This is a genomic window from Gynuella sp., from assembly GCF_050297175.1.
Classification (GTDB): Bacteria; Pseudomonadota; Gammaproteobacteria; order Pseudomonadales; family Natronospirillaceae; genus Gynuella.
The window spans coordinates 1-20,776 of the sequence record NZ_JBNKSF010000061.1 but is presented as its reverse complement, the minus strand read 5'-3'; the positions used below and the strand labels follow the sequence as shown (position 1 = coordinate 20,776).

Sequence of the window (20,776 nt, the reverse complement as noted above, 5' to 3'; positions counted from 1 at the left end):
GGAGATAACGGGCGAATTTAGCCCTGGATTTTATCTTCGATTTTTTCGATTTTCTGATGCCGCATGTCTTCGCCTTCCACCAGGTAGATAACGTGCTCAGCGATATTCCTGGAGTGGTCTCCAATCCGCTCCAGTGAGCGCAATGCCCAGACAATGTTCATGACCCTGGAGATGGTTCGGCCATCTTCCATCATATAGGTAATCAGGGTTCTGATGGCGGTGGTATATTCGAGATCGACGTCTTTATCCGCTTTCAATACTGCCAGTGCACTGGCACTTTCGAGGCGGGCAAATGAGTCGAGTGCTTCCATAACCATCTTGGCGACCTGTTCACCAATGTGGCGCATTTCGATAAAGCCCTTGGTCGGACCTGAGCCTTCATTGCCGCTAAGTTCCAGGGCCATGCGGGCTATCTTGGAGGCTTCATCGCCCATTCTTTCAAGGTCATTGACCGATTTTGTGACCGCCAGAACGAAGCGCAGGTCGCTGGCGGCCGGGTGGCGTCGGGCGATGATGTTGGCGCATTCTTCGTCAATTTTGACTTCCATTTTGTTGACGCGTTTATCGGCCTGAATCACTTTTTCAGCGAGTTCGGAATCACCATCGACGATGCTTTTGATGGCGTCACGTACCTGTTGTTCGACGATTCCACCCATTTGCATCAGGTTTTTGCGAGCCTCTTCCAACTCCTGATTGAAGCGTTGGGAGATATGATGATCGAGGTTTAATTTGTCCATGGTTCCGGTTTCCTCAGCCAAAACGGCCGGTGATGTAATCTTCTGTCAGTTTGTGCGACGGCTTGGTAAATATGTCGTTTGTTTCGCCAACCTCGACAAGATTACCGAGGTGGAAGTAGGCAGTACGATTGGACACCCTGGCTGCCTGTTGCATGCTGTGAGTGACAATGGCAATGGAGTAGTTGGCGCTCAGTTCGGCGATCAACTCCTCAACCCTGGCCGTGGCAATTGGGTCCAGCGCGGAACAGGGTTCGTCCATCAGAATCACATCCGGGCTGACAGCAATGGTCCGGGCAATGCAAAGACGTTGTTGCTGACCACCAGACATGCCGGTAGCAGGCTGGTCGAGCCGGTCTTTCACTTCATCCCACAAACCTGCCTTTCTAAGACTGGTTTCGACGATTTCATCCAGTTCTGCCCGGCGACTCGCCAGGCCGTGGATTTTCGGTCCGTACGCAATGTTTTCATAGATGCTTTTGGGGAATGGATTCGGCTTCTGAAACACCATCCCTACTCGTGCGCGTAAATTAACAACATCCATTTTTTTATCATAGATGTTTACCCCTTCAAGGCTCAGCTCACCCGTCACTCGGCAGGCCTCAATGGTGTCGTTCATACGGTTCAGGCAGCGCAGAAACGTGGATTTGCCACAACCGGATGGTCCAATCATGGCCAGTACCTCGTTTTGACCCAGGTCGAGGTCAACGTTGAAGATGGCCTGTTTCTCGCCATAGAACACACTGACGCCACGCATGGTCATTGCGGGATCCGGGTGGGTAATGTCGCCAATGGTTTTGAAATCCTCGCTGGCAACGTGACTCTCGCTATTGGATTTGACCTTAACCGGGTTGTTCATCACTGTTGTTTGATCGCTTCTAGTTACAGTTGTCATAACGCTTTAGTCTCCCATGCTGGAGTAATTATTACCACCGACGCTCAAAGCGTTTGCGCAGAATAACAGCAGTAATATTCATAATAAGAAGGAACCCAAGCAGAATCAGAATGGCTCCAGATGTTCTTTCGACAAATGCTCTTTCCGCCTCATTGGCCCACATAAAGATCTGTACTGGCAGAGCCGTCGCAGGATCCAGTGGTGTGGTCGGAACATCGGCAACGAACGCGACCATGCCAATCAGCAGTAGTGGTGCAGTTTCTCCCAGCGCCTGGGCCAGACCAATAATTGTACCCGTCATAATGCCGGGTGCGGCCAGTGGCAGAACATGGTGGAAAACCATCTGCATTTTGGAAGCACCGAGTCCCAGCGCAGCTGTACGAATAGATGGTGGGACTGCCTTCAGTGCTGACCGGGTGGCAATAATGATGGTTGGCAGAGTCATCAGTGTCAGTACCAGACCCCCTACCAGAGAAGCGGATCTAGGCAGGCCAGCGACGTTAATAAATGCCCATAAACCCAACAGACCGAAAACAATCGAAGGTACTGCAGCCAGATTATTGATGTTGACTTCAATGAGATCGGTGAAACGGTTCTTGGTGGCAAACTCCTCAAGATAAATAGAGGCGGCAACCCCGATAGGTAGTGCCAGTACCAGCACGATCAGCATCATATATAGGGATCCGACCATGGCTGCAGCAATACCAGCGGTTTCAGGCCGGCTTGAGGCACCAAAAATAAAGATGCCGGTATTGAAGCGTTTTTTCAGCACTCCCTCTTTCTGCATACGCTGAATCCATGAGACCTGCTGATCTTTAACCGGACGCCGGCTCTCATCAATTTCCAGGCTGAACTGGCCTTTGACGACACTGTCAACATTCCCACTGGCCAATATCCAGACGGACTGGGTAGTACCGATAATGGAAGGATCAGCAACCACCATGTTACGCAATTGTGTACGTGTACCGGCGGAAATCATGGATTTGACCATCTTCAGATTTATTTTATCTTTCTTGCTGATCCCCAGATATTTCGCCAGAGCATTTTTAGCCAGTACCGGATAGTTGGCGATCAACAGGACATTGGGGTCTTCCGCTGCCAGATCATCCGGATCGATCACGGATTTGGAAAACTCAATGTCGAGCTTGATTTCGGTCTGTTGAAAAGCAGTATAGCCTTTGGATACGACAGACCAGAGCAGCAACGCAAGGAATATCAGACCGACGGAAATTGCCAGAATGCCATACAGTTTGAACCTGAACTCTGCGGCATAGCGACGTTTCAGGTTCGCATCGTTAATCTTAGGTTTTGCGGAAGGGGTGGCAGTCGTAGTCATTAATCGTATTGCTCCCGATATTTACGAACGATGTACAAGGCGTAGACATTGAGCGCCAGAGTAACGGTAAATAATGTAATGCCCAGGGCGAAAGCCACCAGCGTTTGAGGGGACGTGAACTCATTGTCTCCGGTTAGCTGGTTAACGATCTTAACGGTGACGGTGGTCATCGGTTCAAAGGGGTTCAGGCTTAGTCTTGCGGCCACGCCGGCGGCTAATACCACGATCATGGTTTCGCCGATGGCTCTTGAGGCTGTCAGCAACAATGCCCCGACAACTCCCGGTAGGGCAGCCGGCAGGATGACCTTGCGCATGGTTTCCGAACGGGTAGCGCCCAGCCCCAGGGAGCCGTCCCGCAGGGACCGTGGGACTGCGGTAATGATGTCGTCGGACAGCGAAGAGACAAAGGGGATTAGCATAATGCCCATAACAATACCGGCGGTGAGTACGCTTTGTGCCTGAATAAAGGGCATTACCTCACCGGTGGCCAGATTGTTCAGGTTGCTGCTGAGATCACGAAAAAAAGGTCCAACGGTGACCATGGCAAAAAAACCATAAACAATAGTAGGAATACCCGCGAGGACTTCGAGCAGAGGCTTAACAGTTGAGCGAACTTTCGGAGTGGCGTATTCGGCCATATAAATAGCCGAGTAAAGACCAACCGGCACCGCAAACAACATAGCCACCAAAGCGATATATAGTGTGCCTGCCAACAATGGAATCAGGCCGTATTGACCAACTGCATTGGGATTGTCTGCGGCTGCAAAACGAGGATCCCAGACGGTACCGAAGAAAAACTCATGCAGCGGCACCATGCCAAAAAAGTGGATGGTTTCGCTGATCATCGACAGAACGATGCCTACCGTTGTCAGAATGGCGATCATAGATGCGAGTAATAAGGCACCTAGCATGACCAGTTCGACCCGGTTGCGGGCGCGAAGTGATGGTTTGAGCGTGGCAATCGAGGCAATCAGCCCGGCCAGAGCGATCAAAATGACCACCACGGTCTGGACGTTACGAGTGTTTTTCTCCCAATGATTCAACTTGGTCGCAAGGTCGACCATGTAGGTTTGACCTGCACTTGCCAGCACCACGCCGTGTTGTTGCAGAATGGGTTGCAGGTTAGCGACATCTTTGTTGATCTGATCCTTTTCATCTTCATTGATGAGGTCCAGACCGGTGGCAATTGAATAAATGGAATTCAGTATCAGACTTCGCTCAGCATCGGAGGTATTCTGTTTCAGTTCTTCAGGCAGAGCGCCAGAGAGTTTATTGTTGATAATGGTGGGTGCGACAGAAGCCCATAACATCAGCACGATAACGGCAGGTAGAAACGTTGCCAGAGCAATATAAGAGCCGTAATAGCCCAGGCGGGAATGAAGTTTGGATAATCGCCCCTCAACAATGGCAGAGGATTTCCTCCTTCCCCAGGCATAGCCAATAACCGCTAGCGCTAATAATACAAGTAGAAGACTGGATATATTCACCAAGGCCTCCTCAGGATCAGACTCCACATCGGCAACATTATTCGGACCCTCAGAACTTCAAAAATAGACGTCTTAGAAAAAAAATGCAGGGCAACATAGTCGCCCTGCAGCTAAGATTCAACTTTTTTATTGAATCACTGTGTCATCAAAGAGTCTTGCCGGCTTTAAAGTCTGCACGAACGGCTTTACGCTCGTTGGCGGGTGCTGCGACCAGACCATATTCAGCCAGAGGAGAGTCTGGTCCGACCATGGCGTCGGAGATGAAATATTCAACATATTCTTTCAGACCGGCGATGGCACCCAGATGCTTTTTCTTCACATAGAAGTACAGCGGTCTTGATACAGGGTATTTGCCGGAAGCAATGCTTTCTGTGGAAGGCACGATACCGTTAACAGTTGCCACTTTCAGCTTGTCAGTGTTGTTTTCATAGAAGGCCAGACCAAAAACGCCCATGCCTTGTTTGTTGGCATCGATGCGAGCCAGTGTTTCTGTGTAGTCACCATCGATATCAACTGCGCGACCATCTTTACGAACTGCGTAACATGCTTTCTTGGCGGCTTTCTTGTTCATGCCAGCGCCCACGTAAAGGTCGTAAGCACCAGTGGCTTTACAACCGGCTTCCAACAGCTTGGTTTCGAATACTTCACGAGTACCGTGTTTCTCACCGGGGATATAGGCAGTGATATCCCATGATGGGAATTTGCTGTTTACGTCAGACCATTTGGTATAGGTGTTGTTAACCATTTTACCGTTTGAAGGCACTTTGGCCGCCAAAGCAAGATAGATATCTTTTGGACTGATAGCGAAATCAGGACCGTTGATATCTGTAGCAAATACGATTCCGTCGTAACCGATACGGATTTCCTGAATTTCGGTAACGCCCTTCTCTGCGCAGACTTTTATTTCAGAATCTTTGATTTTGCGAGAGGCGTTGGCGATATCAATGGTATTCAGATCAACACCTTTACAGAACTCTTTGAGACCAGCACTGGAACCACCCGACTCAACAACAGGAGTCTTGAAGTTAGGGTAGGTTTCGCCAAAATTTTCGGCTACGATTTTGGCGTAAGGCAGAACGGTGGATGACCCTGCAATCTGAATCTGATCGCGGGCAGTGGCGTGACCGGCTAACGCAAGCGATGCAACCAGAGTTGCTGCTGTTAAAGTAATTGATTTCATAACTGATCCCATTGTTAGAATATGTGCTAATTCGTATGGCTGTGGCGCTCATACCGCTACTACGGGAGTTAAGGTAAAAAACATTTGTGACACTTTCATGACAACTATAACAAATGATTGAATGTCTGTCGGTTCTGACCGACTGGTACTGGAAATAATGAGAAAAGTCGAAATTCGGGTATTTGTCAAAGTCTGGAATAACGGTACAAATGTTTAAAAAAATTGCCTTTTATGACTGATTTGTGACTGTCAAAGTGGCTTGAAATGGTAAATCTGATACTTTGGCAGACAGAATAAGAATTTAATTGTGGTTTTAAATTTAAGGATACATTGTGACTGAAGATGAGCTTGATCCGGTTCCGGTCGGAGAATTGATATTGCGTGTAACAGCCATGCCCAAAGATGCCAATGCCTGTGGTGACATCTCTGGAGGCTGGCTGGTCACTCAAATGGATGCAGCCGCAGCGATTGCGGCAGGTCGTCTGGCAAAAGGCAGAACGACCACGATGGCTATAGGTGAAATGTCATTTGTCAGACCGGTGAAGATTGGTTCGGTAGTGTGCTGTTACGCCAAAATCGTCCACATTGGCAGAAGCTCCATTCGCATCAATGTGGAAGTCTGGAGCCGTATGCCGGAAGATGAAGTCAGACAGAAAGTGACGGAAGCCGAATTTGTATATGTTGCCATAGACGCTGATCGTCGCATTCGAGCATTGCCGAAGGACTAATCTTTCGGTGATTAACCCGGCGGTGAAGGTTGCCGGGTTAATATGACGCATAATTGTCCGCAGGTTAAGCGGTTTCAAAATCCCTTATCGGTCTTAGGGATGTTGAGTCATCACGCTACTCAGGGGTGGTCCAGTTTTTCGAGATCTGCTTCAATTTCAGCGATTTTATTGGTAACCACTTTTTCGAGGTGGCGCAGGTCTTTAAGAATCTTGGATTTCAGGTCTTTGTGAGTGCTACCGAATCGTTCAATCTGGTCCAATTCTTCCATAACGTATCGGAGAGAGGGGGCGATTTCAGAAAATTCCTCCATGTCTCCTGTACCGCCATCCACTTTTACACGTTTGTGCTGGCGTGGATATTTAAACTTCTCGCTACGGGCAAACAACTCTCCCTTGCGCTTGTGATAATAAATTTTCAAAATATCGTAGTCCGATTCCGTTCGCAGGGTATATTTTTCGATTGAATCGACGTCTTCTATCCCCAGGGCTTTTAAACTTTCGTAGGCCATCCACTTTTCTCCAAACCGTTTACTGTCGTGTTTATTAATTGTTTGTGCGTTAATGTGTTATGCATGCTTTCACATGCTATCAATTTGATTATTGTGCTTTGCTGAATAATTACCAACACTAATAATACAAGCTGTAAAAACCTGATTTGTCAGCTTTTATTGCCGAAATATTTTTATGACTATACAGGCATGTGAGCTGTATCAACCTTAATGCCTTAATAATGAATGGAACGTTTTAAATTCGCAGATGCAAACAATTGAAGTACTCCAGACATTGGGAATTGAGCCGCGGGAGAGCCGCATTTATTTTGCGTTGTTGGAATATGGGCCAGCCTCTATCAGGGATATTGCAGACAAAGCGCGTCTGAATAGAGGAACCGCGTATGAGCTGCTGAAAAAGATGCATGACAAAGGCATTGTCAGTTATTTTCCGCGCGGTAAGCGCAAGTTTTTCAGTGCCGAACCCCCTGCCAGATTGCTTGATCTGGCAGAACAGCAGCAACGAAATGTACATACCGCAATACAGCAATTGCAGAGTCAGATTATTCCTGCGCTCAACTCGCTGAAGCCAGAGCAGGTTAATACCAATGTTCACTACTATGAAGGTGATGACGGATTGGAGTTGGTGCTTAAGGATATTCTCAATACCGTCGCTGCCACGCCGGATAAACAATATTGCGTGTTTTCAACCAAGTTAATCCGAAACTTTCTCTATCGCCCCTTTCCCAACTACACCCGCCAGCGGGTTAGGGCTGGTATCAAGGTACGGGTAATTGCCATAGGCGACGGTGGTGAAAACGCAGAGTTGTCGGAAAGAAAGTGGATAAATCTGGGAGGGTTGGGAGAAGCTGCTGCATATATCGCAATTTATCCCCCCAAGCTGGCAATGATATCGCTCAGTCAGGGAGATATACCAACGGCGACGGTGATCGAGTCGGCACCGCTGGTCACAACTCAGCAGTTGCTGTTTGACACTCTGTGGGAGCGCCTTTAAAGCACTTTATTGGGCGAAGAACGGTGCCCAGTTCATATCTCTGAAGGCAAGGGAGTAACGGATACCGACAGATACCGCCAAATAGGTATCAATCGTGTCAACGTCGTCACCGAAGACATTAATATCAAGTGCTCTGACTTTGCCATACACAGCTACCCGAGGAGTGATGTAATAGTTGCCTTGATAATAAGGGGTAATGGTCAGATAGCTTTTGCTGTCACCCTGGTCAGGAGAGATGTTATACAGTGAGGCATCAGCACCCACTTCGTGTACTAGTCCGGATACGGCAGCATGGTTGTAAGGCAGGCGATATACCGCACCTCCCTGAACACCGACTTTGGTCCAGTCGTCATGTGATTCAAGAATAGCTCCACCACTGATACCCAGTTCATGGGAGAGGTTGAACAACACACCTGGGTCGGCGTAGAAAACGCTGTCGTTATCGTTGGATTCAATATTGACTGATCCTTGTAATGCAAAACCGCCTGGCTCGAAGTTCTCTCCCAGATTAGCCGTCATGCCAAATGCAGACAAAGACGTTAGCGCAAAAGTAGTAATTACTTTTTTCATTTTAATATCCTGTTTGTGGTTTTCCTGAAGGTTTCGTGCTTGCACCTGCCCGCAGGCCATACGGAAAGATGCTGGTATGAGAAAACATGGTATAAGGCTTGTTTCCATGGTTCCGAGTAACCAGTCAGATACTGGGAAGTCAGAATGACTTAATGGAAATAACCGAATTCGAAATCAATGCTGATGCCTGGGCCGGAAAGATCATCGGCAGAAATACCTTCATGATCGGGTTCCGTTGACAGTCGATAAAAGGCGCCGACGCCTACCTGCAGAAAATCGGTTACGTTGAATTCTGCTCCGCCATACAGTTCACCCAGCAGTACGCTGTAGTTCTTGTCACCTTTAACTCTGTTGTCGTCCAGAATGGTAATATTGCCAGCTCCTAACAGGCACTCGCTTTTCCAGTGCACGAGTTTTTCCGGTTGATAGGTGTATCCCAGAATCAGGCCACCATAAACAAAGGTGTAGTCTTCAGAATCCGCGATCGAAACTGGCTCTAACATACCGTACCCGGCACCACCTATATAAAAAGCATGGATATCGTTACCAAAAACGGTACCGCCTTTGGCGCCCAGCATGAAACGGCCATCGCTGCCTATTTCCGCGTATTTTAGTTGGGGGCCGCCAAACCAGCTGGTATTGGAGGGAGTTGAGAAGAAAGAGTCTCTACCGTGGCATAAGAAAGACAGCAATAGAAGGCCAATAACGGAAATGATTCTGAATGTCATATTGTTTAATCGTTATATCTAAACCGGTAAAGTCGGGTGAACGTTAGCAGAATCGGCTGTCAGGCTAGAAGTGGGCCGAGGATATTTTCATGGATGATTCAGTCTTTGTTCAAGTTGTTCAACCTGTTTGTTAAGTTGTTCAACTTTTTCGCGGGTTTTCATTAACACCTTCTGCTGAACCTCAAAATCCTCCCGGCTGACTAAATCCAGTCTGCCAATCAGGCTTTGTAGTAATGAAGACATGTTGTTTTTCAGATCCTGACCAGAACCCTCCATCAATTTACCCGCTTTGGCAGTGAAATCTGTAATCAGGTCATCAGGTATGTTCATAGATAGTTCCTTAAATGAGTGTTCATGGTGCTTCGATAAGAGCGCACTGCACCGTTATGGTGCTAATAATGTCGCTTTGATCTCTGTGATCACCGTCACGATCCGGCCAATCCGTTGATTTTACTGGCATATTTGGATTGGCACAGTAGCTGCAATTTGACCTCCGTGAGTAGCGATACCGTTGAATTCGTGCACTTCAAGCAATCAATGTTGTTGGAGGTTGCATAGTTAACCGGTCCGGCCAAGCGCACTTGTCCGTGTAGCTTCCGGTCAATAATAACTTGCAGGAGAAACAAATTATGAAGCTCGTGTCAGCCATCATCAAGCCATTTAAGCTCGATGACGTCCGCGAGGCGCTATCCGAGATTGGGGTACAAGGCATCACCGTTACTGAAGTGAAAGGATTTGGTCGTCAGAAAGGGCATACGGAATTGTATCGGGGAGCAGAGTATGTGGTCGATTTTTTACCAAAGGTCAAATTAGAAATCGTGGTTTCTGATGCCCTGGTAGATAGCGCTGTTGAGTCGATTACGAAAGCAGCAAACACAGGAAAGATCGGTGATGGGAAGATCTTCGTTTCAGATGTGGAACAGGTCATCCGTATCCGGACTGGTGAAACTGGCGAAGACGCCATCTAAGCAGAAAAAGAATTAGGAGACTTAGGATGGAAGAATTATTTCCGATTAAATACGCCCTGGATACTTTTTATTTTCTGGTAATGGGTGCACTGGTAATGTGGATGGCTGCGGGCTTTGCCATGCTTGAGGCAGGTCTGGTTCGTAGTAAAAATACAGTAGAAATTCTGACCAAAAATATCGTGTTGTATGCAATTGCCTGCATCATGTATCTCGTTTGCGGCTATTCCATTATGTATGGAAGTGCCGGTTATTTTCTTTCCGGAATCATGGGAAGTGGTGTTGATGGTGGCAGTACCTATGCTCCGTCTGCTGATTTCTTTTTCCAGGTTGTGTTTGTCGCTACGGCTATGTCGATTGTATCCGGTGCGGTTGCTGAGCGCATGAAATTGTGGGCGTTCCTGGCATTTGCCGTGGTTATGACTGCATTTATTTATCCGATGGAAGGCAAGTGGACCTGGGGTGCCAGTTCTGTCTTCGGCATGTATTCGTTGATGGGCGATGACGGTTTGGGCTTTAAGGATTTTGCTGGCTCAGGCATTGTTCACCTGGCGGGTGCGTCTGCTGCCTTGGCAGGTGTTATGCTGTTGGGTGCCCGTAAAGGTAAATATGGCAAAAATGGTGAAATCAACGCGATTCCTGGTGCCAATCTGCCACTGGCGACACTCGGTACATTTATCCTGTGGTTAGGATGGTTTGGATTCAACGGTGGTTCGCAGCTGGTGGTTTCATCGGTTAATGATGCGAATGCCGTAGCTTTGATTATCGTCAACACCAATATGGCCGCTGCTGGTGGTTGTGTTGCAGCATTGATCCTGGCTCGACTCATGTTTAAAAAGGCTGACCTGACTATGGCTCTCAACGGTGCTCTTGCAGGTTTGGTGGCCATTACGGCCAGTCCGGATACACCATCGCCTGTATTGGCTACCTTGTTTGGTGCCATTGCCGGTGTGATTGTCGTGTTCTCTATCGTCGTGATCGACAAGCTGAAAATTGATGATCCGGTTGGTGCGATCTCTGTGCATGGTGTTGCTGGTTTCTTTGGTTTGATGATCGTGCCAATTACTGCCGACGGCACCAGTTTCTTCGTGCAATTGGTTGGTGCTGTCACCATTTTTGTCTGGGTGTTCGTGGTATCGCTGATTGTCTGGGCAATTCTGAAGGCAGTTATGGGGCTTCGGGTTTCCGAAGAGGAAGAATACGAAGGTGTGGATATCGCCGAATGCGGTATGGATGCATACCCCGAATTCACCGGTGCAGGTAAGTAAGCCTGTAGTTCGGTTAATCCTCCAATGAACTAAGGGCACTTCGGTGCCCTTTTTTATTTTAGTGCATCAAGGTATCTTTGTGCCCGAATCTAATAGAGAGAGTAGAACTATGAAGCTAGTTGCAGCCGTCATTAAACCATTTAAGTTAGATGATGTTCGTGAGGCTCTGTCGGAAGTCGGTGTACAAGGTATTACTGTGACTGAAGTGAAAGGTTTTGGGCGTCAGAAAGGCCATACCGAGCTATATCGTGGTGCCGAGTATGTGGTTGATTTTCTGCCAAAGCTGAAGCTTGAAGTGGCTGTTGCAGATGACCAGGTGGAAAATGTAGTGGAAGCCATCTCCAAAGCGGCCAATACCGGAAAAATTGGTGACGGTAAGATTTTCGTCTCCAATCTTGAGCAGGTTGTACGTATTCGTACCGGCGAAGAAGGGCTGGACGCTCTTTAAGGCTGGTGCCGCGATTGCGGCACCTTTGTTTGAAAGCGGATTACAGATTTAGTTTCTCAATCATTTCTGTCAGCATTTTATCAATGTTTTCAAATGGCTGAGCACCATTGATGGGTACCACCGCACCTGTTTCATGATGGATCAGGAAGGTTTTAGGGGTACCTGTTACACCGGCTTGCATACCGTTTTGGGTATCGTCCAGTACTTTTTGACGATATTTGCCTGAATCATAACAGTCCTGGAATGCCGAACCGTCAATGCCGATTTCTTTGGCCAGAGGTGCCAGTTGATCCAGTGGAAAGCCATGTCCGTTCGAGCGGGTGCGCTCATAAATGGCATCGGCAAATTCCCAGAATTTATCGTTACCGCCCAGCTCTGCAACGCACTCTGACGCTTCTGCTTCTTTCTGAGCTCCGGGGTTGTGCATATCCAATGGGAAATGACGATAAACCCAATTCACCTGAGAATACTTACCCGTCACTTTTACCATGGTTTCGTGGAAACGCTTGCAGAACGGGCATTCAAAATCCGAATATTCCACCAGCGTGAGAGGGGCCTTAGGGTCACCTTTAATATGATCTGTCTTAGGGTCAACTACTCGGAGATTGGCAGGATTGCCTTCATCTGGTTTTTGTTCTTCGATAAATGCCAGAATGCCTTCCCTGACTTTGTTTTTGAACTCATCGCTTTCCAGTAGTTGCTGCCAACGCTCATCAATACGCTGCTGTATCAGTTTTTCCATTTCCGGGTCGAGATTCGCAGCTTGCGATAGAACCGAAATACAGGTGAATAAAATTATGAATAAATAACGCAAGGCTTTCTCCTCGGTTTGCTAATGGTACTTATAGTTGTGATGGGTGGTTAATACCTTATTTGTCGTGACTTAGACAGTCGTTCCAGACGGTGAGTTCATTCTGTCGGGTGGGCGGTAACGGAATTGTGAAACCGCCCACACTCTTATGATTGTTATTGTTCGAGGTTCCGTTTCATGAACTCAGGCAGTGCCATTGCCCCGCGGTGTAAGTCTGCATTGTAGTAATGGGTCGCAAAGACTTTTTCCCTGGCGTGATCGTAACGGAACTCGTTGACCGGTACATTTTTAGCCGCCATGGTACAGCTCCACCAACCGGATGGATAAATCGGCTGGGGAAATGGCAGGGTCTGAAAATGGCAGAATCCCGCCTGACGCATCTCGGCAATCATGTCCCGGATAATGGTCTGGCTGTGAAATAATGGTGATTCACTCTGTTGCACCAGAATACCGTTATCGCCCAAAGCCTGTAGGCAGGTTTCAAAAAACGCCTTATTAAATAGCCCCTCGGCCGGACCAACCGGGTCGGTGGAGTCAACAATAATAATATCTATGGAACCTGGCTCAGCATCTTTGATCCATTGGATGCCATCACCGAAGTAAAAATGCGCACGCGGATCATTGTTGGAGCTGCACAGGTCGGGGAAGTATTGTTCCGACAGACGGGTTACCCGTTCGTCGATTTCCACCTGCCATGCTTCTGTGACATTAGGGTGTTTCAGCACTTCTTTCAGTGCGCCACAGTCCCCGCCACCAATAACCACTACTTTGAGCGGATTGGCATGAGTGAACAGAACAGGGTGGGTCATCATTTCGTGATACAGAAAATTGTCCCGGTCAGTCACCATGTAGCAGCCATCCAGTACCATCAGATTGCCCCAATGCTTGGTACGGTAAATCTCAATTTTTTGAAATTCACTTTGCTCTTCATGGAGTTTTTCTTCGATTTCCAGAGAAAAAGCCGACCCTTCCGGTGTCCAGATTTCAGTAAAAAATGAATCGTTATTCATGAAATTATCCTGTTGGGTTTGATTTTAGGTGACAGCACCGTGCCTTAAGCTGTTTGACCTGAATAGCAGTGGTCAGGCTCCACTGTTATTGTCAGTTTTTGATTCGCTGTACTTTGATAACATCACGCAATACCCGAATTCGTCGCATGACCTTGGATAGATGTATGCGGCCGGTTACCCCGACAGAAATATTTACCTGTCCAGTCGATACATCTTTCTCGATGATGTTAATCGCCTCGATGCTGGCATCAGTAGAAGCCACAGCAGTTGCCAGATGAGCAATCACCCCACGTTGATTTTTCAGCTCCACTCGTAGCTCGACAATAAACTCGCTGTGCATTTCTTTGTCCCAGCGCATTGGCACAATACGATCATAGTCGTTACGAGCTTCTGCAATGTTATTGCAGGATTCGATATGTACCACCATGCCTTTACCGGCGGTAATCAATCCAATAATCGGATCACCTGGGATTGGGCGACAGCACTTGGCATAACGCAGCGCCATGCCTTCTTTGCCGGTAATCATCATGGAGTCGGATAAATCAACATTGGACAATTTCATTTTGGCTTCGGTGCTGAGCTTTCTGGCAATCAGGAATGCCAGCCGGTTTCCGAGGCCGATATCCTCAAGCAGATCTTCGAAGGTATTGAGATTGGATTCCTGTAACACCTGCTGGAGGTTATCCGGATCGAGTTTGTCGATACTCATATTGATTGCCATCAGCGCCTTGCTTAGCAGTTGCTGTCCCAGATTAATGGATTCGCTGCGGCGCTGGTGTTTTAGATAATGACGGATAGAACTGCGGGCTTTACCCGTGACGACAAAATTCAGCCAGGAAGCATCCGGGTGGGCATTGGAGGCGGTAATAATCTTGATGGAATCACCGCTTTCCAGAGGTTGCGACAGGGGGGCAATCTTTTTGTTGACCAGACATCCAACGCAACAATTACCAATATCCGTATGAACCGCATAGGCAAAATCCACAGCTGTGGCCCCTTTGGGCAATTCCATGATTTTGCCTTTGGGCGTAAAAACATAGACCTCATCGGGGAACAAATCGATTTTAACGTTTTCGATAAACTCCAGTGGGTTGCCGGCTTGATGCTGCATTTCGAGGAGGCCTTTGACCCAGGCTCTGGCGCGCGACTGCGACAGATTGAACGTATTTTCCTCACCACTTTTGTACAACCAGTGAGCGGCAATACCATTATTGGCCATGGCTTCCATATCGTCGGTGCGGATCTGAATCTCAATTGGAACGCCATTCAATCCCAGCAATGTGGTGTGCAAGCTCTGGTAACCATTGGCTTTGGGAATAGCAATGTAGTCTTTGAAGCGTCCGGGAATCGGCTTATAAAAATTGTGAACGGCACCAAGTATGCGATAGCAGGTATCGACTTTATCCGTGATGATCCTGAACGCATAAACGTCCATCAGTTCGCTGAAGGACTTTCCCTGAACCCGCATTTTTTCGTAAATGCTGAGCAGATGTTTTTCCCGACCGATTACCTTGCCGGGCAGGCTTTCGTGAGCCAGATGATCCGATAGCGCCTGTTGTATTTTGCTGACGACTTCCCGGCGGTTGCCACTGATTTTTTTAACAGCGTTTTCTATCCGGGTTGAGCGCATAGGAAAAATGAACCGGAAACACAGGTCCTCCAGTTCCACCCGCAGATCGTTGAGTCCCAGGCGTAAAGCAATGGGGGCATAGATATCCAGAGTTTCGCGGGCTATTCGGCGCTTTTTGACTGCAGGCATATGGCCGAGTGTGCGCATATTATGCAGCCGGTCGCCCAGCTTAACCAGAATGACCCGGATGTCTTTGGCCATGGCCAGTGCCATTTTCTGAAAGTTTTCGGCCTGCTCTTCTTTCTTGGTTTCAAACTCCAGGTGCGTCAGTTTTGAGACGCCATCCACCAGCTCCCCAACTTCCGGACCGAACTGGGTGCTCAATGCCTCTTTGGTTACCTGAGTATCCTCAATGACATCATGCAGCATGGCCGCCATCAGGCTCTGATGGTCCATTTTCAGTGATGACAAAATGTCAGCAACGGCGAGGGGGTGAGTGACATAGGGTTCGCCCGAGCGGCGGTGCTGACCATCGTGTGCCTGTTCAGCAAAAAAATAGGCTCTCCTCACCAGACTGACCTGATCGGGCGGTAGATAAGAGCTGAGTTTTTCGGCTAAAGAATCTATGGTTTGCACTGATTTTCTGACACCTGGTGATATCCGTCGACAAAGGTACTGCAAGTCACTTCGGCCATGCCGCTACCAGGCCGGGTAGCAGGAATATACCGTATGCACACTTTTGCACCGTTTGTTGATAAGATTACTGAATGTGGGTCCGAATACCAAGAAAATAACTGAATGCTATTAAAAAATAACCGGCGGTGAGGGAAAGGGAAATGGCCGGTGGGAAGTAGGATCAGACGATGTGATTGTCTGATCCGAAAATCCGATCAGTTTTCGCTGTGTTCTTCCAGAATGGAGGCATTGACTTTGCCAGCTGCGATTTCACGCAGAGCAATAACCGTGGCTTTGTCATTTTCTTCCGCGACTAGCGGATCAGCGCCTTCATTTGCCAACTGACGGGCACGTTTGGCACCTACCATGATTAATTCAAAGCGGTTATCAACGTTTTCCAAACAATCTTCAACAGTTACTCGTGCCATTCTCTTCTCCGAAGCAGGTGTTGACTGGCCAAAAAGGCGCGCCAGTTTAATGAAATACAGCAAGAAAAGCCAGTAATATACGCCAGCGGGAGCGGCCGGCTGACGTATCAGCCGTTCAATTGCCCAGCAGGTTCGTCAGCAGCTCCTGATTACGAATACTTTGCTGATCGACCTTCATGCGTTCAGCGACGAAAATGGCACACATATCGTCCAGTGCTTTATAGAAATCGTCGTTGATGACGAGATAGTCGAACTCACCATAGTGGGACATTTCACTGACTGCTTCCTGCATACGCCTGCTGATGACTTCGTCGCTATCCTGGGAACGTTTCTCCAGCCTTTCAAGTAATGCTTCTTTGGAGGGAGGCAGTATATATATGCTGCGACATCCCGGGATCTTCTTGCGGATCTGTTGACCACCCTGCCAGTCGATTTCCAGAATCACGTCGTGACCCTGGGCCATTTGTTTTTCGACATAGGCCTGGGATGTGCCGTAGTAGTTTCCAAATACTTCTGCATGCTCCAGGAAATCACCCTGGGTTACCATATCCAGAAAAGTGTTTTTATCGACAAAGTGGTAGTGTTCGCCCTCTTCTTCGCCGGGGCGCATGTTGCGGGTGGTATGCGAAATAGAGAGATACACGAACGGCAGTCGTTTGATTAGGGCGTTTACGAGGCTGCTTTTACCCGCCCCGGAGGGCGCTGCAACAATATAAAGAGTGCCGGGTGTCAGTGTTTCTGGAATTGTATCTGTCAAAGTGTTTTGCCTGTTGTCGGTCAAGGATGGACCAGGCCTTTAACCAACATACTGTTGCTTCAGTAAGTTGGAAAAATCAGTGTGATCCATCGGTTTATCAAAGTAATAACCCTGGCCGAAGTCGCAGCCAAGGCGTTTGAGGTAGGTATATTGCGCCTCTGTTTCGATTCCCTCAGCAACTGCCACACATCCCATGCGGTGGGCCATGTTAATGATCGTGTCAGTCAATGCCTCGGATTTGTCATCCAGGCCGATCTTGCTGATGAAGGATTGGTCGATTTTAATGATGTCGATCGGAAATTTCAGTATGTAACTTAATGATGAATAACCGGTACCGAAATCATCGATAGCGATGGTAACCCCCCGATCCCTTAATTGATGCAGGATTGTGTTGACCTGATCAGACTCGGTCATTAACAACCGTTCGGTAATTTCCACAGTCAGATTGATGGATTCAGCGGTATTGAGGATCAAATTAAGCCACTTAAGCAAAGCTTGATCTTTATTTAAAAACAAGCGAGGGGACAGGTTCACCGATAATCCCAGTCGAACATTGAGCTCTTGAGACTGTTGTGTCAGGTAGGCAGCGGCTGTTTCCAGTACAAAATGGTCAATTTCATTGATCATCCCGGTTTCTTCCGCCAGTTCGATGAACTGGTAAGTTGGAATTTGTTGGCCATCACTGAACCAGCGGACCAGCGCTTCACACTTACCGATGAAATGATCATTCAGCCGTACAATCGGTTGGTAATAAACATCCAGGGCACGCTCTGCAATGGCATGCACCAATTGGGTATACAGAATGTGCCGGTTCTCCGATTCGGCCTGCATGGATTTGGTGAAATAATGCCAGCCGTTACGACCACTGTTTTTGACTTCGTACATGGCCTGGTCAGCCTTGGAAACCAGTTCTTCATTGGTTTCGCCGTCATCAGGAAATACCGAGATGCCAATACTGGCGGAACAGAATATCTGATTGTTTTTCAAAATGAACGGTGCATTGATCGTCGCCAGAATATCCTCTGCCACGGTATCCGGCATGTAGTCATCATGAATATGGGTGAGGATGGCAATGAACTCGTCGCCACTGTAGCGGGCCAGTGTATCGGAATCACGAATATGGAGATTGATCCGTTCTGTTACCTGTTGCAGCAGTAAATCACCCGCTTTATGGCCGAGGTTGTCATTAACCGGTTTAAAACGGTCCAGATCAATGAACAGAATGGCCAGTTTATAATGGTCGCGACTGGCAAGGGAGATAGCCTTTGCTAGATTATCTTCAAACAAGGTGCGGTTGGGCAATCCCGTCAGTTGATCATAGGTGGCCTGTTTTTCCAGTATTCTCTGATAGCGTAGATCCTGTGTATGCTTTTGATAGCGACTGTAAAAAAAACCGCACAACATGATAAATGTCACCAGGAAACCGGTTCTGAATATTCCCAGAATAGGAACTGCACTGTCCCAGCCACCTTTGGGTTGAGCGGCAAAACACCAGGTGCCGTTGCCCACCGGGATTGTCGTCAGTTGCGATCTGGCATCCGTAAACAGTTCCGGATTTCCCCAGATCATGTCACCTTCAAAACCGAGACCATCTTTACCACGAATGGCCAGATCAATGCCCAGTTGGTTGCCCAGCAACCCGGCAGTGTAAAACAGAGCGTCGGCGTCGATGGCGGCAGCGACGACTCCCCAAAGATCACCCTCTGGACCACGGATTGCCTTACGCGCCACCAGCCCCTTGCCTCCCTGAACCAAGTCAATCGGACCGGCTACAATCAGGTGGTTGGTTTCAATGGCTCGGGCCACTGCCGGCCACTGAACAGCATCAGTTCGATAATCAAAACCGATGACCTCCTTATTCTGCGGCTCCGGATAAACCATTGTCACCACTAAACCTGGCGCAGCAGCCATGTTAATCAGCAAAGGTTTTTGGAACAGTACGGTTTTGGCATATTTGTGAAACTCCAGCTGATTAATGTCCTGATGGATACTGATATGAGCCGCCAATCCGTTAACCCAGGAAATATTTTCGGTAATAGTCGCGCTGAGACGGGCAGCTACGGTGTCGAGTTCACGGGTTGTATCGAGTTGAAGGTTTTGAAGATAGGTACGCTTAATAGTGTTTTCCAGATAGGTCATGACTATCAGCAATAACACTGACAGGAATACGAAGAACAGACCGGTTCGTAGGTTCCAGGTGTCAGAAAAAGAGTGCTTTGCCATATCGAAATAAGTGTTGCGTTGTCGCTGATGGTTAAAAAGTGTATTACGAATAATTTATTTCAGTGTAGGCGATATTTTCTGCCTGTAACGACTAATTTGAATATGACTTCGTTTTTATGAGCGTACCGAAGTGAATTGAATATGGGCAGGTTTTCATAATGGTTAACCAGGTTCATAAAATCAGGTTAATGCGATAATTATCTGGGATTTTAAGGAGAAAATCAGCCTATGATAGCCGGTCCAGGACTTTCTGTAGCAGGATCTACTCCAAGTCAAATTCTGCCAACGTTATAACCTCAATCCCTAATATTTCAGCTTGAAGTGATTCAAGAACAAGACGGGCAAAGTTTGCACTTTTATATAGGTGGCTGTTTTGTCAAAGTGAATAACGGAGCAAAGCCATTTGCGGAACCGTAGAAGGCAAACACTATCTTGGTCCCCAGGTAGCCGGATTACTTTTCAGCAACGATACCGCTTGTCGGTCACCATGTCATCGTGGTTATTAGAACTGAACGAACGTGAACCGGCCGTATTGAAACTGATCGGACAGACACTCAGTGAATCGTGCATTGCCATCTGGTTGCACCTGTCAGAAGGCACCATACGCTACTATGCTTTCACCGTATTAAACAAACCCGAAATCACTTACCGGACACAGGCGGCGATTCTTGTCTTTCAGTATGGATTGGATCGTTGATTTACTTGTTCGATGAAAATGATTGTTTTGGCTGGTTTGATGTTTTGGTTTTGTTGGAGACTGAAAGAGTTGGAGTGGCATTAGGGTGACTAATAACGGTCAGTCATGCAAGTTGATGTGTCCATGAATTTTCGAATACTTCTTTAGAATGATGCACTATTGGCCGGTGTTCATGGCCCGGTTGATTTCGGTCGGTGGTTGTATGACCTCTCTAACCATTCTCAGGTATTTGATTGACAACTTTCTATGGCTTAGTAGAGTTTTCGCCGTCTTCCGCTGTCGTTCTTTTTTGGTTTTGCTAAATCAAGCACTTTGTTTTGGCTGTTTTTTAAACATTGTTTTGTTTATCTCTTGTTTTGAAGTGGGATAACCATTCTGATTAAAAGGAGCGTGCTAAGGATTATCGTGTGATTCTGTTAAGGGATTTTTATGTCATACCGCGCGTATATCAAAAGTATTTTTTCCAATCACATCACTGGTTTTCTATTAGTGATTTCCAATGCATTGCTCATATTCTCAATCACTGAGAATGCCGCAAATGACCGTGATGACTTCTTTTTTTATGGAGGGGCCGTATGAGGTCAATTGTCCAGAAATTTATTCCGATTTTCTTTTCATTTTTTTTTTTTTCTATAAGCGCGAATGCTTCAGAAATATGGTGGTGGGATGCTGAATATAGCTTTGTTTGTTCTGATATTGTAGAAAAACATCCTAATGGTAAGGGATATGTTTCTGGCTATGCTTCCAGTTATGAAGAAGGGAT

The 20,776-nt window shown here is 47.4% G+C and carries 22 protein-coding genes; 7 read left to right on the top strand and 15 right to left on the bottom strand.

What is annotated here, in order from left to right; all coding sequences use genetic code 11:
* Positions 1-17: 17 nt before the first annotated feature.
* The 5 genes from phoU to ACQY6I_RS23080 all read right to left on the bottom strand — a co-directional run bounded on the left by phoU (position 18) and on the right by ACQY6I_RS23080 (position 5,632).
* Complete coding sequence (gene phoU, locus ACQY6I_RS23100) at positions 18-737, bottom strand: phosphate signaling complex protein PhoU (RefSeq protein ID WP_044615357.1); 720 nt, start codon at positions 735-737, stop codon at positions 18-20.
* A 13-nt stretch (positions 738-750) separates the two neighbouring features.
* The gene (pstB, locus tag ACQY6I_RS23095; RefSeq protein ID WP_428244238.1) at positions 751-1,497 is read right to left on the bottom strand and encodes a phosphate ABC transporter ATP-binding protein PstB; all 747 of its coding nucleotides are present in this window, start codon (positions 1,495-1,497) and stop codon (positions 751-753) included.
* Between the two features lie 163 nt (positions 1,498-1,660).
* Entirely contained in the window at positions 1,661-2,965 is a 1,305-nt protein-coding gene (gene pstA, locus ACQY6I_RS23090) for a phosphate ABC transporter permease PstA (RefSeq protein WP_428243965.1), read from the bottom strand.
* Positions 2,965-4,452, bottom strand: a complete 1,488-nt coding sequence (gene pstC, locus ACQY6I_RS23085) for a phosphate ABC transporter permease subunit PstC (RefSeq protein WP_428243964.1) — start codon at positions 4,450-4,452, stop codon at positions 2,965-2,967. Before pstC ends, pstA begins: the two co-directional genes overlap by 1 nt.
* A 145-nt stretch (positions 4,453-4,597) precedes the next feature.
* The gene (locus ACQY6I_RS23080; RefSeq protein WP_428243963.1) at positions 4,598-5,632 is read right to left on the bottom strand and encodes a PstS family phosphate ABC transporter substrate-binding protein; all 1,035 of its coding nucleotides are present in this window, start codon (positions 5,630-5,632) and stop codon (positions 4,598-4,600) included.
* A gap of 332 nt (positions 5,633-5,964) precedes the next feature.
* Between ACQY6I_RS23080 and ACQY6I_RS23075 the strand changes: the two genes are divergently transcribed.
* A complete protein-coding gene (locus tag ACQY6I_RS23075) occupies positions 5,965-6,360 on the top strand; it encodes an acyl-CoA thioesterase (RefSeq protein ID WP_425402628.1) in 396 nt (131 codons plus the stop codon).
* Between the two features lie 119 nt (positions 6,361-6,479).
* On the opposite strand, the gene ACQY6I_RS23070 is transcribed toward ACQY6I_RS23075, so the two are convergent.
* Positions 6,480-6,869, bottom strand: coding sequence for a DUF3461 family protein (locus ACQY6I_RS23070; RefSeq protein WP_428243962.1), 390 nt, complete (start codon positions 6,867-6,869; stop codon positions 6,480-6,482).
* 247 nt (positions 6,870-7,116) lie between these two features.
* Between ACQY6I_RS23070 and ACQY6I_RS23065 the strand changes: the two genes are divergently transcribed.
* Positions 7,117-7,863 (top strand): TrmB family transcriptional regulator, encoded by a 747-nt coding sequence (locus ACQY6I_RS23065; RefSeq protein WP_428243961.1) that lies wholly within the window; start codon positions 7,117-7,119, stop codon positions 7,861-7,863.
* 6 nt (positions 7,864-7,869) lie between these two features.
* On the opposite strand, the gene ACQY6I_RS23060 is transcribed toward ACQY6I_RS23065, so the two are convergent.
* The 3 genes from ACQY6I_RS23060 to ACQY6I_RS23050 form a co-directional block, all read right to left on the bottom strand.
* On the bottom strand, positions 7,870-8,433 hold the full coding sequence (locus tag ACQY6I_RS23060; protein WP_428243960.1) for a hypothetical protein: 564 nt from the start codon (positions 8,431-8,433) through the stop codon (positions 7,870-7,872).
* Positions 8,434-8,582: 149 nt separating this feature from the next.
* Positions 8,583-9,161, bottom strand: a complete 579-nt coding sequence (locus ACQY6I_RS23055) for a hypothetical protein (protein ID WP_428243959.1) — start codon at positions 9,159-9,161, stop codon at positions 8,583-8,585.
* An 87-nt stretch (positions 9,162-9,248) separates the two neighbouring features.
* Complete coding sequence (locus ACQY6I_RS23050) at positions 9,249-9,491, bottom strand: accessory factor UbiK family protein (RefSeq protein ID WP_428243958.1); 243 nt, start codon at positions 9,489-9,491, stop codon at positions 9,249-9,251.
* A 299-nt stretch (positions 9,492-9,790) separates the two neighbouring features.
* Here ACQY6I_RS23050 and ACQY6I_RS23045 point away from each other — a divergent pair, with 299 nt between their 5' ends.
* The 3 genes from ACQY6I_RS23045 (at position 9,791) to glnK (ending at position 11,842) form a co-directional block, all read left to right on the top strand.
* A complete protein-coding gene (locus ACQY6I_RS23045; RefSeq protein ID WP_044615346.1) occupies positions 9,791-10,129 on the top strand; it encodes a P-II family nitrogen regulator in 339 nt (112 codons plus the stop codon).
* 26 nt (positions 10,130-10,155) lie between these two features.
* Positions 10,156-11,394 carry an ammonium transporter gene (locus tag ACQY6I_RS23040; protein ID WP_428243956.1) on the top strand — a complete coding sequence of 413 codons (1,239 nt, stop codon included), beginning with the start codon at positions 10,156-10,158 and terminating at the stop codon, positions 11,392-11,394.
* A 109-nt stretch (positions 11,395-11,503) separates the two neighbouring features.
* Positions 11,504-11,842: a P-II family nitrogen regulator gene (glnK, locus tag ACQY6I_RS23035; RefSeq protein ID WP_044615344.1), complete on the top strand. Its 339-nt coding sequence runs from the start codon at positions 11,504-11,506 to the stop codon at positions 11,840-11,842.
* A gap of 40 nt (positions 11,843-11,882) precedes the next feature.
* On the opposite strand, the gene ACQY6I_RS23030 is transcribed toward glnK, so the two are convergent.
* From ACQY6I_RS23030 to ACQY6I_RS23005, 6 genes are all read right to left on the bottom strand, one after another.
* Positions 11,883-12,656, bottom strand: a complete 774-nt coding sequence (locus ACQY6I_RS23030; RefSeq protein WP_428243955.1) for a DsbA family protein — start codon at positions 12,654-12,656, stop codon at positions 11,883-11,885.
* 152 nt (positions 12,657-12,808) lie between these two features.
* Positions 12,809-13,663, bottom strand: a complete 855-nt coding sequence (speE, locus tag ACQY6I_RS23025) for a polyamine aminopropyltransferase (protein ID WP_428243954.1) — start codon at positions 13,661-13,663, stop codon at positions 12,809-12,811.
* A gap of 91 nt (positions 13,664-13,754) precedes the next feature.
* Positions 13,755-15,869, bottom strand: a complete 2,115-nt coding sequence (locus ACQY6I_RS23020; RefSeq protein ID WP_428243953.1) for a RelA/SpoT family protein — start codon at positions 15,867-15,869, stop codon at positions 13,755-13,757.
* Between the two features lie 254 nt (positions 15,870-16,123).
* The gene (gene rpoZ, locus ACQY6I_RS23015) at positions 16,124-16,336 is read right to left on the bottom strand and encodes a DNA-directed RNA polymerase subunit omega (protein WP_428243952.1); all 213 of its coding nucleotides are present in this window, start codon (positions 16,334-16,336) and stop codon (positions 16,124-16,126) included.
* 115 nt (positions 16,337-16,451) lie between these two features.
* Entirely contained in the window at positions 16,452-17,093 is a 642-nt protein-coding gene (gene gmk, locus ACQY6I_RS23010; RefSeq protein ID WP_428243951.1) for a guanylate kinase, read from the bottom strand.
* Between the two features lie 39 nt (positions 17,094-17,132).
* Positions 17,133-19,316 carry a putative bifunctional diguanylate cyclase/phosphodiesterase gene (locus tag ACQY6I_RS23005; RefSeq protein WP_428243949.1) on the bottom strand — a complete coding sequence of 728 codons (2,184 nt, stop codon included), beginning with the start codon at positions 19,314-19,316 and terminating at the stop codon, positions 17,133-17,135.
* 475 nt (positions 19,317-19,791) lie between these two features.
* Here ACQY6I_RS23005 and ACQY6I_RS23000 point away from each other — a divergent pair, with 475 nt between their 5' ends.
* Both ACQY6I_RS23000 and ACQY6I_RS22995 read left to right on the top strand, forming a co-directional pair.
* On the top strand, positions 19,792-20,013 hold the full coding sequence (locus ACQY6I_RS23000) for a LuxR C-terminal-related transcriptional regulator (RefSeq protein ID WP_428243948.1): 222 nt from the start codon (positions 19,792-19,794) through the stop codon (positions 20,011-20,013).
* 575 nt (positions 20,014-20,588) lie between these two features.
* The coding region (locus ACQY6I_RS22995; RefSeq protein ID WP_428243946.1) for a hypothetical protein at positions 20,589-20,776 on the top strand (188 nt) is incomplete at its 3' end.

What these genes read in the sequence shown, in the direction of transcription:
- phoU (WP_044615357.1), bottom strand. Translation starts at nt 737, where the DNA reads ATGGACAAATTAAACCTCGATCATCATATCTCCCAACGCTTCAATCAG.
- pstB (WP_428244238.1), bottom strand. Translation starts at nt 1,497, where the DNA reads ATGACCATGCGTGGCGTCAGTGTGTTCTATGGCGAGAAACAGGCCATC.
- pstA (WP_428243965.1), bottom strand. Translation starts at nt 2,965, where the DNA reads ATGACTACGACTGCCACCCCTTCCGCAAAACCTAAGATTAACGATGCG.
- ACQY6I_RS23080 (WP_428243963.1), bottom strand. Translation starts at nt 5,632, where the DNA reads ATGAAATCAATTACTTTAACAGCAGCAACTCTGGTTGCATCGCTTGCG.
- ACQY6I_RS23070 (WP_428243962.1), bottom strand. Translation starts at nt 6,869, where the DNA reads ATGGCCTACGAAAGTTTAAAAGCCCTGGGGATAGAAGACGTCGATTCA.
- ACQY6I_RS23065 (WP_428243961.1), top strand. Translation starts at nt 7,117, where the DNA reads ATGCAAACAATTGAAGTACTCCAGACATTGGGAATTGAGCCGCGGGAG.
- ACQY6I_RS23060 (WP_428243960.1), bottom strand. Translation starts at nt 8,433, where the DNA reads ATGAAAAAAGTAATTACTACTTTTGCGCTAACGTCTTTGTCTGCATTT.
- ACQY6I_RS23055 (WP_428243959.1), bottom strand. Translation starts at nt 9,161, where the DNA reads ATGACATTCAGAATCATTTCCGTTATTGGCCTTCTATTGCTGTCTTTC.
- ACQY6I_RS23050 (WP_428243958.1), bottom strand. Translation starts at nt 9,491, where the DNA reads ATGAACATACCTGATGACCTGATTACAGATTTCACTGCCAAAGCGGGT.
- ACQY6I_RS23045 (WP_044615346.1), top strand. Translation starts at nt 9,791, where the DNA reads ATGAAGCTCGTGTCAGCCATCATCAAGCCATTTAAGCTCGATGACGTC.
- ACQY6I_RS23040 (WP_428243956.1), top strand. Translation starts at nt 10,156, where the DNA reads ATGGAAGAATTATTTCCGATTAAATACGCCCTGGATACTTTTTATTTT.
- glnK (WP_044615344.1), top strand. Translation starts at nt 11,504, where the DNA reads ATGAAGCTAGTTGCAGCCGTCATTAAACCATTTAAGTTAGATGATGTT.
- speE (WP_428243954.1), bottom strand. Translation starts at nt 13,663, where the DNA reads ATGAATAACGATTCATTTTTTACTGAAATCTGGACACCGGAAGGGTCG.
- rpoZ (WP_428243952.1), bottom strand. Translation starts at nt 16,336, where the DNA reads ATGGCACGAGTAACTGTTGAAGATTGTTTGGAAAACGTTGATAACCGC.
- ACQY6I_RS23005 (WP_428243949.1), bottom strand. Translation starts at nt 19,316, where the DNA reads ATGGCAAAGCACTCTTTTTCTGACACCTGGAACCTACGAACCGGTCTG.